This window comes from Sphingobacterium zeae (assembly GCF_030818895.1).
Classification (GTDB): Bacteria; Bacteroidota; Bacteroidia; order Sphingobacteriales; family Sphingobacteriaceae; genus Sphingobacterium; species Sphingobacterium zeae.
Map to the genome: position 1 here is coordinate 5108320 of NZ_JAUTBA010000001.1, position 13310 is coordinate 5121629.

General features: G+C 34.3%; 7 protein-coding genes. 3 read left to right on the forward strand and 4 right to left on the reverse strand.

What is annotated here, in order from left to right; genetic code table 11:
* Positions 1-2 precede the first annotated feature (2 nt).
* The 4 genes from QE382_RS21435 to QE382_RS21450 are packed head-to-tail and all read right to left on the reverse strand — an operon-like array spanning position 3 to position 9328.
* Entirely contained in the window at positions 3-5504 is a 5502-nt protein-coding gene (locus QE382_RS21435; protein ID WP_307187700.1) for an SDR family NAD(P)-dependent oxidoreductase, read from the reverse strand.
* An 18-nt stretch (positions 5505-5522) separates the two neighbouring features.
* On the reverse strand, positions 5523-6497 hold the full coding sequence (locus QE382_RS21440; RefSeq protein ID WP_307187701.1) for a DUF1702 family protein: 975 nt from the start codon (positions 6495-6497) through the stop codon (positions 5523-5525).
* A 9-nt stretch (positions 6498-6506) separates the two neighbouring features.
* Positions 6507-7433 carry a hypothetical protein gene (locus QE382_RS21445; RefSeq protein WP_307187702.1) on the reverse strand — a complete coding sequence of 309 codons (927 nt, stop codon included), beginning with the start codon at positions 7431-7433 and terminating at the stop codon, positions 6507-6509.
* Between the two features lie 5 nt (positions 7434-7438).
* Complete coding sequence (locus QE382_RS21450; protein ID WP_307187703.1) at positions 7439-9328, reverse strand: CRTAC1 family protein; 1890 nt, start codon at positions 9326-9328, stop codon at positions 7439-7441.
* 1449 nt (positions 9329-10777) lie between these two features.
* Here QE382_RS21450 and QE382_RS21455 point away from each other — a divergent pair.
* Genes QE382_RS21455 through QE382_RS21465 form a run of 3 tightly spaced genes read left to right on the forward strand, consistent with a single transcriptional unit; the run spans position 10778 to position 13309 of the window.
* A complete protein-coding gene (locus QE382_RS21455) occupies positions 10778-11545 on the forward strand; it encodes an ABC transporter permease (protein WP_307187704.1) in 768 nt (255 codons plus the stop codon).
* Entirely contained in the window at positions 11526-12254 is a 729-nt protein-coding gene (locus QE382_RS21460) for an ABC transporter ATP-binding protein (protein WP_307187705.1), read from the forward strand. The genes QE382_RS21455 and QE382_RS21460 overlap by 20 nt, the downstream gene beginning before the upstream one ends.
* Positions 12255-12277: 23 nt before the next feature.
* Positions 12278-13309: an ABC transporter substrate-binding protein gene (locus QE382_RS21465; RefSeq protein WP_307187706.1), complete on the forward strand. Its 1032-nt coding sequence runs from the start codon at positions 12278-12280 to the stop codon at positions 13307-13309.
* Position 13310: the final 1 nt, after the last annotated feature.

Consider the following 13310-nt stretch of genomic DNA (forward strand, 5'->3'; position numbering starts at 1 on the left):
AGCTATAATAACTTAATAAATGGATATTGAATTTGATTATGTTGGATCACCACCTGGACCGCTGTGTCATCTACCGCAGTTAAGTAGGAGCTTTTATCGACAAGCTCCTTTTCATCGGTTTCACCTGAATAAACCGAAAGAATATTATTATCCAATTTGAATTCGAGATCTTTATTTTGGAAATTTTTGATTAATTGCTCTTTATTCTCGGTACTGCAGATCAAGTTCCCATGCTTCGTCCCTCTCAGTTTATATTCAAGATCTGGCAACAAAAGGTTTACATCCCACAGTTTTTCGAATTGATGACCTTTAACTCTGGTAAGAACTAATTCTTTCCAATATTGAAGAATTTCATTCCTTTCGTTTGTCAAAACAACATCAATTACTGTATTTAATCCATCTTCATAAATTTCTCTAGTCTGAATGCGTACTTTGCCACTGATGAAAGGCTCTATAATATAAATTGATCTAACACCTGTCGGCAGTAATCTTTGCGATGGTCTGCAAGCTTGATGGCAATGTATGATAGCATCGTTTATTCCAGGATTGCCAAGTAAAAATTCCTGAGGGTATTTTTCATCAAACCAGAATTCATTTGTAAGTTCTGTAACTTCAGCAATAGAGTCCTTTGAATCAATATAACAGAACTCATTAATTTTTCGAAAAGGTCCAGTGTGAAAGAGCAGCGTGTCATAGAAGGCTTTTGAAACATTAAAGTTTAAAATATTTTTTCTTTCCTCCTCATACCACTTTTCATTTATTGCAATTGGTTCTTTATTACTTAAAATAACCTGAAAATTTTCAATTTCAAAATTAGAATCCTCTGAAAGGATAGTAACTAGGATCTGACCATGCGCAATTCTTGTTCCAACCACAGTCAATGAAAGACTTTTATCCGAGGGTATAAAAATTGGCTTATTTATCTTCAAATTTTCGAAACTCCATATGTTCTGGTCTTGATGAAGACATTTACCAATCTGTGCCATAGCCTCTAACGCCATCACAGTTGGAAAAATATATTGACCGTCTAAAACATGGTTTTTGAGATATGGATCCGACTGTAAATCTATCTTAATATTTGAGATAATTTCAACACTTGGCAAATGGTGTATAATATCATTAACAAATCTTCCTAAGAAAAGAGTCTTTCGTTTAAAGTTTAAAGTAGGCAAATTTCCATATCTACTGGATACAATGTAGCGTCCATTCTTTATTGATGTGTCAGAAATTAAGTTATCCAATATTCTCAAACCATTGCTAACCGGTATAGGCCATATACCTTTCTTTTTTAAATGACCGATACTATTTAGATCAACCCCCATTCCCACTTCATCCCAAATCGACCATTGAATGACCAAAGCCTTACATTTTTTGTGTTTTTCAGAAAATCCGTCTATCACTTTTGCAAATTGATCATTTGCCCAGGCATAATCAGCATTGCCTTCCATTCCGCTTTCCGAAATAATAGATCCAAAGCCTATCACAAGCTTAAGGTGTTTTGGATCCTTGATTCCAGAAATGATATTCTGGATGCCCTTTGTTTTTATTTCAGTCGTTCGATTGAAGTCTTCAAATGAAAGATCTTTTAATATTTTTGGCTTATTGATGCCAGCACCGAACAAGATTCCAACAGGATGTCCCCATTGCGTGTTTACATCTTCAAGTACATTTATTATTTTTTCCTTATCTAGAATATCCGCACTATAATATTTAAAAATAGTACCCATCGAACGCAGAGTTTCCAAATTGTCAAATAATTTAGAATCATTTGACGGATCACTTCGGCCAATGATAGCAAGTCTTAATTTATATTTATGAGAAAGAAACTTAGCTGACTCGAATGTTATTCCCTTACCTCCCCCTGCAATGATAATAATATCATTTACTTTTAAGAGATCAACATCTTGATTGGCAAATATTGGTTTATACTCAATTTCTGATTCAAATCTCTTAATACCCTCATATCGTACTTCTTTATATTTTGTACGAAAAATTATCTCGCTATATATTAACGAAAAGGCTTTTTCAGAATTTCCATTCTCAACCTCAATATCTATCGAGAAAACAGTCACCAAAGGAAATTCCTGTTTAAATGTTCTTAAAATTGGTTTCAGATCAAATTCTTTATAATCAAACTGAACCAAGGCTAAAAAGTCCCCTCTTTGAACCTGCGAAGTTTTCAGAAAGTCCAAAAATAAATTCATGTCCTGCACGGACTTATTATCGGACATAAATATTGATCCAATGCCAAGATTCTGTTTAAGACCGGCGACGAAAAATTTAAATCCTGCAATATGTTCCGAATTGCCTGTTACCATAACTTCATTTGAATTATGAGACACCGCGCTTCTCATAAGGCTCTTTTCAATTTGTATTCTATGAAATACATGTGTCCAGTTCGGGAGGCTTTCAAAATTAATCATGGAATGACTGGAAGAATACTTGGAATCTTTTCCCATGAGAATACAATTTACAAGGTCTTCAAGACAACCATCTTCATTTGCAATTAACGAAGCAGTTGTATATGTAGTTTGATCTTTTTCAAATGCTTTAACAGTCAAACTTATTATTTCGGAAATAGCCAATGAATTTATATGAAGGTCGGAAAGAATGCGGTCCTCATCCAAAATAGATTCCACAGGAATTTCTGATTTTATACTTATTTGTGATCTTAAGAAGGATTTTACGTCCAAGTTGCTTTTAATTAATTCAACTATTCCCTCGTTAGCATCGATTTCACTATTATTTAAAGTTGCCTTATTGCTCAATTCCAAAATATTATTGGAAATGCTGAAAAGTTCACAAGGATTTTTTAGAACATCTAACTCCCATTTATCTAAATCGAATTCTTTGTGAAATCTATTTGAAAATAGTTTCTCCAAATTTGGATTTTTGTTAGCTATAAATGTCACTGCTAAAATTTGTAAAAGGCCGCTGATAGAGTCAGCTCCGTAATCCATTGATAGAATATTTATGTGCTCTCCTTTCAAGGCAGAAGACAATGTTGATCCAGTTCCTACTTCGATGAAATAGTCAACCCGTTTACCTACTTCTAGAAAGGTTTGATAAAAACGGACTGGACTTATTATATGATCTTCTAAATATTCAACCAGATCGGTTTGTTCAGTGACCATCTCTCCAGTGACAGTTGAACACATTTTCCTTTTTGCCTTTTCCAATCTAACTTTCGCTACTGAATCCGCAAACTTTTTGGCAGCAAAACGCATACTTGGTGTATGGAAGGCGAAATTGGCTTTTACATATGTACATGCTAATCCATAACCTGATAAATATTGATGCACTTCATGGATCGCTTCTTCGCTGCCTGCCAGTACAAAGTTATCTATTCCATTATATCCGGAAATATAAACATTATATAAATGGGTACATTTGAGTATGTCTTCATAATTACCCCGAACGGCAAGCATTTTCCCTTTCGCCTCGGGACAGTTTGACATAATTTTACCCCGTATATAAGCGAGGCTAACTGCATCACTTTGACTTAAAACTCCTGTCCATGAAAGGCAGGCAATTTCACCCAAACTGTGACCGATTCCTATATCTGCCGATATGTTGAAAGACTCAAGGAATTTTGTGGATTCAATTATCTTTTGGACAATGACATGCTGGCTTGTTGAAACTTTATCCGCAAGTTCTTTATTAATGTTATTTTCAGCGATAGAGTCTTCGAAATGCTTAAAAATACCGTAGCTATCTCTAATTGGACTTCCCTGTCCCGGAAATAGAAATGCATTTGATAGTTTAGTCTTTGACCCATTGTAGAAAATATTTTGTTTATTATCAATAATCGTTTCATTAGCTGTTATATGTTTACTAATAAAGCTATCAATCTTATAAATCAAACTATCTACAGTATTTGCAACTATCGCTATTTTGCAATTTGATGAATAAGGTAGATTTTTAATTAACGAAGCTGAAAAATCAATAAATTCCGATCTCGACAATTGAGCTATTTTTAATTTATAACTTTCCAATTTTATTTTAAGTTCACGAATATTTGCGCCAGTAAAGCAAAATATTTCATCCGATAAACGTTGAGGCACATTGAATATATCCTTTTGGCTTGGATTTACTTTCAGATCATGATTAACATAGTCTTCCAAGGTAATATGAACATTTATTCCACCAAATCCGAAAGAAGAAACACCCGCTTTAAAAGTCTGATTTGGATCAAGGGTAATCGGTTGCTCCTTTATTAAAAGTGTGTCCTGGTTTTCTTCAAGAACAGGATGGTACCTATCGTATTTTTTAGAGGGTGGTATAATTTTCTTTTCAATCGAAAGGACGGTTTTTATCAAACCTGCAATTCCTGCTGCAGCCTTGGTATGCCCAATCAACTGTTTAATCGAACCTACACAAGCTGGATTGGGTGCATTATTTTCACGTAATTGATCAATAATTGCTTTTAGCTCTACATCATCACCTACTGATGTCCCTGTTCCATGGGCTTCAAACATGGACACCTCATTTATAGAATAACCGGCCATTGAATAAGCCCTTTTTAAAGCCAAAGATTGTGCTTCAACCTTAGGACGAGTAATCCCCCCCATTCCATCTGAAGAAATACCCCAACCTTTAATGGTAGCATAAACTTTGTATCCCATTTTCTTGGCGTATGATTCCCGCATTAAAACGATCATACCGCAGCCCTCCCCTGGCCAGAATCCTTGCGACTTTGACGAAAATACTTCCATCTCATTGGACGCTAACGCTCCATTTCTTGCGAACCCAATTAGTTCGAAAGCATCAATGCTTAAATCAACTCCGCCAGCAATTGCCACATCCAATCTACCATTTACTAATGCTTCGGAAGCATTCGCAACAGCTAGAAGCGAAGAAGAACAAGCTCCATCAATTGTATATCCCCCTCCTCTAAAATCATAATAATTACAGATTCTACCAGCTATTGTATTACTTAATCCACCAGCAAGCATATCGGCATCAGGAACTGGAAATGGAGATTTGTAATTTTCCTCAGTTTTCTCAAGGATCTCAATTATGCTCTGATTATCAAACGACAAGTCGCTTAGTGTTGAAGATAATACCTTTTTCAAATAAGGCCATCTTAATCTTAAAACATTTGCTCTTGTAAATTCTCCTGTGAGAGAATTGCCAATTATAACGCCTGTATGTTTGCGTGTTTCTTCGCAATTAAGATCTATTCCAGCATCCTTTAAAGCGCCAGTGGCAACATCTAAAGCCATCCAATGCGTCATATCAGTCTGATCGAATGTTGATTTAGCAATTTTATAGCCGAGTCTGTCAAAATTATACCCTTGAAGCACAGCTGCCATTGTAGAATAAGTGTAATCGTTTGCCGATTTATCGGCAGCATAATAATAATCGAGATCTAACCTATCCTTTGGAATTCTTCTGAATTGTTGTCTAAGATTTATTATGTTATCCCAAAACTCATTGATATTATTGGCGCCTGGATATCTACAGTCCATTCCAACAATTGCCACACCTTCGTTCTCTTTCATATATCTTTAGGTTGAACTTTAACTAATAATAGCCGCTTGGTTGAGCGCTACCCATTCTCTTATTTCTTCTAAGAATACCTGTAATGAGTGTTTTCCGTTAATAGTTGATTGGTTATTTAATTTTTGGTTTGCATTACACGCAAATTCCTGGCATTCTGCTGCGCTTTTCCCAGTGAGCAACCTCTCAGTTAAATCCAATTCATGTTTATTACCTGCAACGTCTCTGGTATGTGTTGCCAGAACAGAACCTTCTCCTAATCGGGGAGCGTGTTTACCTGCCAAGGCTATTAACTTTTCAATTTTATTTTTGTCAACGCCGCCTGCATAAGTTGCTGCCAGTCCCACACCGGCCCATATCGATCCTTGCCGCTCAGGGGAGAACTCAAAAATCATGTTTGCAATTAAATCAGGATTTCCCCCATTAACAAACCAGAAAGCTCTTCCCATTCCATTATCATAACATTCAATATAAAAGTCGTCAAATGTTAAGTCTTTTGGGATGAACTGTCTTTCAATCCCTTTTTGAGGTTTAAAATATGCGTAGTAAAATCCAATACCGTTCAAAATTAACAAGCCGCTCGTTGGGGATGCTCTTAATCTGAACGTCTCTATCGGACGATGATTAAACACTCCGCAAGCAATACCAGCTCCAATGTAAGACATGTATCGGTGATTTGCCCCCTCAGACTCCACAAATCTCCAAAACGAATTGCTTCGTAAAGGTGATAATAAATCCAACGTATATAACCCCATACCGATTCCTTCAGTAAAAAAACCTTGTAGTTCCCTACTGATCATGCTTTGGTGGATCAAGAGATCTGGATTATAGCCCGTTTCCAACGCTAAATTGTAGCCTGCTACAACCACTTTTGCTACGAGTTCTAACCTATCTTGACCCTGCTCACCAATAGCAAACTTTCTAGTTGAAAAATTTGCATCCTTTAACGGAAGAGCAAAGAGTGACTTCCGAATTATTTTTAGTTTTTCCTTCATAATTCAATTTTATGCTACATTCGCTTCATTCGAAATTTCTTTTGGTAATTCAGTTATCTGACCCTTTTGATAAGATTTTTTCTTTAAATCAATCATCCAGAAATAAATTCCCCTACAAATACATACAGCAAACAAGGAAAAGAAAAGGTTATAAACTATATGCAATTCAACGGTTATACCATATAAAATAGCCACTGCCATCCCAAAAATAATCTGATTTTTAACTTTAAAAGGAGTTGTACCTGGATCACTGATCATGTAAAATGTGAATAATAGAAATGCTACTCCTGACATTACACCCAATGCAGCTAAAGTAGAGGTATTGAAAATATAAGTTCGTACAACAGCCTGTAATGCGAAAGTGCCTAACCAAGCAAGAATTAATGGTAACTTTTTGGTAAACTTATAATTTAGAAAAGAACCCAAACATAGAATAATTGCAACAACAATCCAATCCCCATAACCACTTGTAATTTCGGTAAACTGATAAGGGGGGGCTGGTCCTACTTGTGGGAATACCAAAAATAGAATGGCGATACCCGTATTGGAAGGATTCAAAAAATGTTTATTTTTGCCATTAATATTAACCCTGAAAAGGTATTTAGAAAGAATTCCTACACATACACCGAAGATCAGAAAACCGAAATTAGCATTTGTAAATGTGAGCATTGAAACTGCCATTGCGGTAATATGTGCGGGGAGTAAAAAGATTATAAAATTTTTCATACCACCATAAAATGCAGGAACTTTTCCTTCTAGTTTCGCTGAAATATATTCAAAAATCAGGTCCAAAATATAAGCCGTTCCCAAAGCGATAAAAACATGTGCGTAAGACTGCTCAAAACCTAAATATAGATGTCCAAAAATATTAAGAACTGTAATGGCACTTGCGAACCTGATCAAAGCAGGTACTCTCAAATCAATTTTCTTTTTCATAGCTTTTAATAATTTAAGTATAATGTATGCCAGCCTTTTGTCAGATCCATTTTGGCATTTCGTTTTTGCCCCTTTGAGTCTCTCCAACTAAAGTCCACGGCATAAAGTTCATTCTGTGTGCCGCTTTTACCCAGCCCAAAATGGATTTCTGGACTATTTCTCGATGAATGACCATTCCCCCCATCAACAACTCGAATCATCTCGGTTCCATCTTTAAACTTAAGCCTAGCAATAGCTCCTATAGCCGGCATCGACTTATTTATAAGCCCTTCATTTGAGATTATTCTTTCATTTCCTTCTTGGAAATTTAGACGTAATGAAACAGCAAGAAAATCATTTTGATTTTTTGACCTATTCAAATTAAAATGGGAATCTTCCCATTGATTTACAGAGACAAAGTCTAACAATCCGTCTCGATTAGCATCTACTATACCAATACCTCGGGTAATTTCATTTTGGCCCATGCCAATTTCCTTAGCAAGATCGAAATATCTACCACTCTTTGACTTTACGAAAAATGGTATGTGAGCATCACCAGAAAGATCATCTCCAGGCTGAAGTACTGGCCAAAATTTTGGATTTGATAATAACTCATCATTAAGAGTTGCCGCCTCCTGCAGCTGTGGCCATCTATTAACTTTTCCTTTGACAAACCCAGTTGCTTGAATAGCTTCGGGAATACCGTCGTTGTTAAAATCGGCAAATCTCGAATCCCACCCCCAAGAGCTTCTGGACAATCCCAAAGATTCGCTACGATTTTCATAGGGAGCAATCCCTTTCTTCATTTTTTCGTTATCCTTATCATGGACAAAAACGAAATGACTCTCTTGCAATGCGAATTCATCTGCGATGTTACTTATATAGATATCAAAAAAACCATCATTGTTCATATCATAGAATTCAGCCCCCATGCCTTTGAAAGAATCATGACCCAAAGCGGCTGATTTTAAGGTAGTAAAATGCCTCTTCCCAAAAAGTTGGACAAATCTCACTTTTCCTTTTTCTGATTTATTCAACAAAAGCTTGTCTGGACCGAAGTCATTTGCAACATACAACTCAGGTAAGAGGTCTCCATTAATATCGCAAGCAGCTACTGCCAATGTCCAGTCATCTTGATTTGTCAATCCTGATAGTGCATCTTTGTCTTCAACAAAAATTGCATTACCATTTTCTGTTCCTTGCCATAGTAAAAAGCGGTTTTTTGCCCCATTTGATGCATTTGACATTCCGTGCTGCATAGTCTGATTATTGTCTTTTGAGTTAGCATCATATAAAGATGACCAATCAGGAAAATAATTACCAATTAAAACATCCATATGACCGTCTCCATCAAAATCAGCGATAGTTCCGGTGGTACTATTCCATTTTGTACGTTCAGCTAGTAGTTCAACTTCTCTAAATCCATCTAGTGTTCTATAAAGAATCATTGGCGAACGTCCCAAAAATAATACGAGAAGATCTTGCTTTCCATCTTCATTAAAATCATGCGATAAAACACCTGAAAAAATCATAGTCTCATCTAAATAAAGATCCTTTACTTTATATTCAAAGGGTAGATAAGGTGATTTATCCGCGACAGAAGTAATCATCAACTTATTAAATCTAGGGTCTATATAAGCAAGATCGTCGAATAATCCACTATTGGTAAAGTCGAAAAATGCGGATGATGCACCAACAGAAGATATCCATGTAGAAATTTTCTCATATTGAGGATGAACCTTTTGGACAAACACTTTTTCTCCATCTGGCACATGTAGTTTTGTCCTATCAAACGAAAATTGCTTGATCATCTCATTTTTTTCAGTAACTGCAAGAGTTGTCGGTTTAACAAATCCATAAATAGCGGCAATTACTGCTATAGCAAGGATTTTAGGCAAAAAATAGCTTTTATTCATAAATTTAAGTTAATGGTAATTATTAGGTGTATTATCAAATTTGGTAATAGAATAAATAATTTAAAGGTTAACATAGTCAGAATAGCTAATCAAGTGAACAGCTAATAAGACTTATAATGTTAAATTATTTACGATCTTAAACAAACTTTAACGGCTTAAAAGAAAATTCCAAAACAAACAGTTTGTGTATGGAAAGGGTACTAGCATGGATTGAACAATAAAATATTTAAAAAGGTTAATTATTGATTTATATTTTATATTACCCAAAGAGAAAAAAATAAAACCACATAATCAAATTTTAAGAGGTAACAAATCAGTTACAAAAAAATGAGAATATAAATTTATTGAATATGATTAGACTCACTTACAATATTTATATAACTAATCACACGATCATTAATTTGATAAAAATAAACATATATACATATTTTACAAGATATTATGAAGATATTTAAAATATCTAATATTTTCATAAACAATTATAACTTAGCAGATGAAAGAAAGAAATGTCTAATATAAATCCAAATCTGCAACATTTAGTAAATTTATGGCAAGAGCAAATTTGGACTTACAAAAAAAATATAATTTTTTTTGTTAAAAAATTTGAGAAAAATAAGCTTAAAAGCAATAAAAAGAGTTGAATTGATACAAAAAACAAAATAAAAACAGGCCCAAATTTTTCCCGTAAAAATATTAATGTAACTTATTATATTCCCTTATTCATCGGCGATAAATTGAGCTATCTATTCCAAGTCTTATCAACTTCGCCAATAAAGAAAAAATAAAAGCATTAGAAAACAGAAATATATTCAAAAATAACTGATTATGAATAATTTAAAAAAAAATGCCTTATAAAATATTGCTAACTACATATCTTTCTTAAATTACCGACACTGCATAGCATGATATTATTATTTTCAAAAACGCCTTCGATAAAAACTTCTAAAGTTGATTATATTTAAATGAGAAATTTAATTTTTTTTCAACTTTTCCGAAATTTTAGAATTTTAATTTCTATATTAGCTTCAACGATAAGCTAGGCTTCTTAATCTGAGGTGAAATTACTTTATTTTTTAACCTAAGAATTTTAATATAAAATTATCTCTAAAGAATAGCTTTTTATTGCAAAAATTAACATTTTTTTATGTACTTGATCTAGTAACCTTCGAGGTTCTGATTTCCAAACTAATTTTTACCATTTTTAGCCGTAATCCTTTTTATTAAAATATGACAATCGCCAACAATCAATTTGGATGGCATAGTAAATTTATTATTACCATAAGTGATTGCTGATTTAACAGATTGTATTGCAAGATTTATTAAGCAGCATTAAGCATAAACTTTAAATATGACTAAATTCAAGAAAATAAACTTGTCCAAATTTTTTCTATAAATTTTGAAAATCTACGTATCTAATAACACATATCTCGAAATTTGTAAGCTTTTATTATGAAAGAAAAACAGCTATTACTTCCAATAAGTTCATTTGCCGGTTTTTTTGCAATATGGCAAATACTTATTTACTTTAACGTTTTCCCAGAATATGCACTTCCCTCGCCTGCAACAGTTCTCGGAAGATTCAAGATGGAGTTTTCCTCCTTCAGGATATTTAATGATATTATTGTATCTCTTTGGAGAGTTGCGATAGGATTCTCCTTTTCAGCAATTTTAGCCATACCTTTAGGACTATGGATTGGAGAAAATAAAAAGTTGAAGATGGCTTTTATTCCATTCTTTAATTTTTTTAGATTTTTATCTCCCCTATCTTGGATTCCCTTTGCCATCCTTTGGTTTCATATAGGAGATAAACCAGCAATTTTTCTAATTTTCCTTTCTACATTTTTTCCTTTAATAATTTCAGTTATATCCGCACTTGCTACAATCCCTGACATTTATTTCCGTGTCGCCTCAGAGTACACTTTCAAAAAGAAAGAGGTGTTGTATAAAATTACACTTCCAGCTATAATGCCTCAATTAATTACCTCTTTAAGAGTTTGCTTTGGAATCAGCTGGGTTGTAATTATTGCAGCTGAGATGGTCGGATGCCAAGATGGTTTGGGGTACGGAATATGGGACGCCAGGAACGGATTAAGCTTAGACACGGCAATATGCTATATGATTGTTATTGGATTATTGGGCTTAGTTATGGACAGAGCGTTTGTATTGATAGCTAAAGCAAAATATTTAAAATGGGGCTATGGTAACAGATATGAATAAAATTCGAGTACAGCTTTCTAATGTATCACTAAAATACAATGAAATAGAAACTTTGATTAATTTCAATTTACAAGTTATTGATGGGGAATTTTTAGTTATACTTGGACCATCTGGCTGTGGAAAGACATCTATACTTAATCTAATTAGTGGATATTTAACCTATTCCTCTGGCTCGGTTGTAAAAAATGGGGCTGTGAAAACTGTGTTTCAACAAGGCAGTTTATTCCCTTGGTTAACGGTGTCTGAGAATATCGCTATAGCATTAAAGGAGAGGAAAGTTACTGCGGAAAACAAAGAACACCTAAATCAGATAATTGAGATGGTTAATTTGGGTCAATTTAAAGAACACTATCCTCATCAACTATCTGGCGGTATGAAACAAAGAGCTGAATTAGCAAGAGTTTTAATAGGTCATTCTGATATATTGTTGATGGACGAACCCTTTTCTTCTTTAGATTATCTGACTAGATTGGGGTTAAGAAGGGATCTACTCAATTTATTACAAAAGAGACCGAAGACGGTAATACTAGTCACTCATGATATTGAAGAAGCTGTGCATTTGGCAGATCGCATAATTATCCTATCGAAGCATCCAAGCAATATATTAAAAGAAATAAGGCTTAATTGCAAACATCCAAGAAAAAGTACTGACCCAAAAATGATTGATACAGTAGCAGACATTATGGAAATTCTGGGTATTAATAATTAGTTCTTCTTAAAGATCGTTGTAACATGAAAACAAAAGCTATAATATGGGGTATTGCCTTACTAACAATACTAACCATTCTAAGATTCTCTACTATTATGTTATCTGGCAAAAATTTACCATCTATGGGAGCTTCAGAAAAAAATGAAGTTATAAAAGTAGGTCACCTTCCAGTAACATGCCATTTAACTTGTCCTGTTTTGGATTATACCACGGAAACATCAAATTCTACCATAAGATTCAAATCCACAAAATTCTCAGATTTTCCAACAATCGCAAGCGCAATTCAAAGCAAGAATCTATTAGCTACCTTTATGGTTGCGCCGCTTGCGTTAAAATTAAAGGAAGATGGAGTGCCCATTAAGATATGCTATCTAGGACACAGAGATGGCTCGCAACTTGTAGTAAGTAAAGATTCAAAGTACTCAAATTTAAAGGATTTAAAAGGAAAAAAAATAGCGATTCCAAGTATGTATAGTAATCAACACTTTGTTTTAGTTGAGTTAATCCAGCAATTAGGTATGTCTAAAGACGATATTAATTTCGTGGCGTTACCTCCTCCCGATATGCCGACATCTTTAGCATCAGGCGCAATTGATGGTTTTTTTGTTGGCGAACCTTTTTGTGCAAAGGCGGAGATGGAAAAGATAGGTAGAGTACTATACATGGCAAGCGATATATGGCCACAATTTATATCGTGCGTATTAGTTGTTCACGAAGATTTAATAAATAGCAATCCGGAGGCTGTCAAGGAATTGGTAAGGGGAATTGCTGAATCTGGTGCTTGGGCAGAAACCCATCGGAAAGAAGCTTCTCAATTAGCTTCTCAATACTTTAAACAAGACGCTAAACTTTTAGAATATATATTAACATCCCGTCCTCAAAGAGTAAGTTATGTAAGGTTAAAACCCACAGAAGAAGAAGTACAAAAAATTTACGATATAGGACTTAAAATAGGTTTATTAAAAAAGAAAATTCCAATTTCAAGTGTATTAGACACCAAATTTATTCCAGAACAAGTTTTACCAGCTGATATAAAATATTCAGTAAAAAACTAAG

Bases quoted from the DNA above. Each gene is read 5' to 3' on its own strand.
- QE382_RS21440 (WP_307187701.1), bottom strand. From the start codon at position 6,497: ATGAAGGAAAAACTAAAAATAATTCGGAAGTCACTCTTTGCTCTTCCG.
- QE382_RS21450 (WP_307187703.1), bottom strand. From the start codon at position 9,328: ATGAATAAAAGCTATTTTTTGCCTAAAATCCTTGCTATAGCAGTAATT.
- QE382_RS21465 (WP_307187706.1), top strand. From the start codon at position 12,278: ATGAAAACAAAAGCTATAATATGGGGTATTGCCTTACTAACAATACTA.
- QE382_RS21455 (WP_307187704.1), top strand. From the start codon at position 10,778: ATGAAAGAAAAACAGCTATTACTTCCAATAAGTTCATTTGCCGGTTTT.
- QE382_RS21445 (WP_307187702.1), bottom strand. From the start codon at position 7,433: ATGAAAAAGAAAATTGATTTGAGAGTACCTGCTTTGATCAGGTTCGCA.
- QE382_RS21460 (WP_307187705.1), top strand. From the start codon at position 11,526: ATGGTAACAGATATGAATAAAATTCGAGTACAGCTTTCTAATGTATCA.
- QE382_RS21435 (WP_307187700.1), bottom strand. From the start codon at position 5,504: ATGAAAGAGAACGAAGGTGTGGCAATTGTTGGAATGGACTGTAGATAT.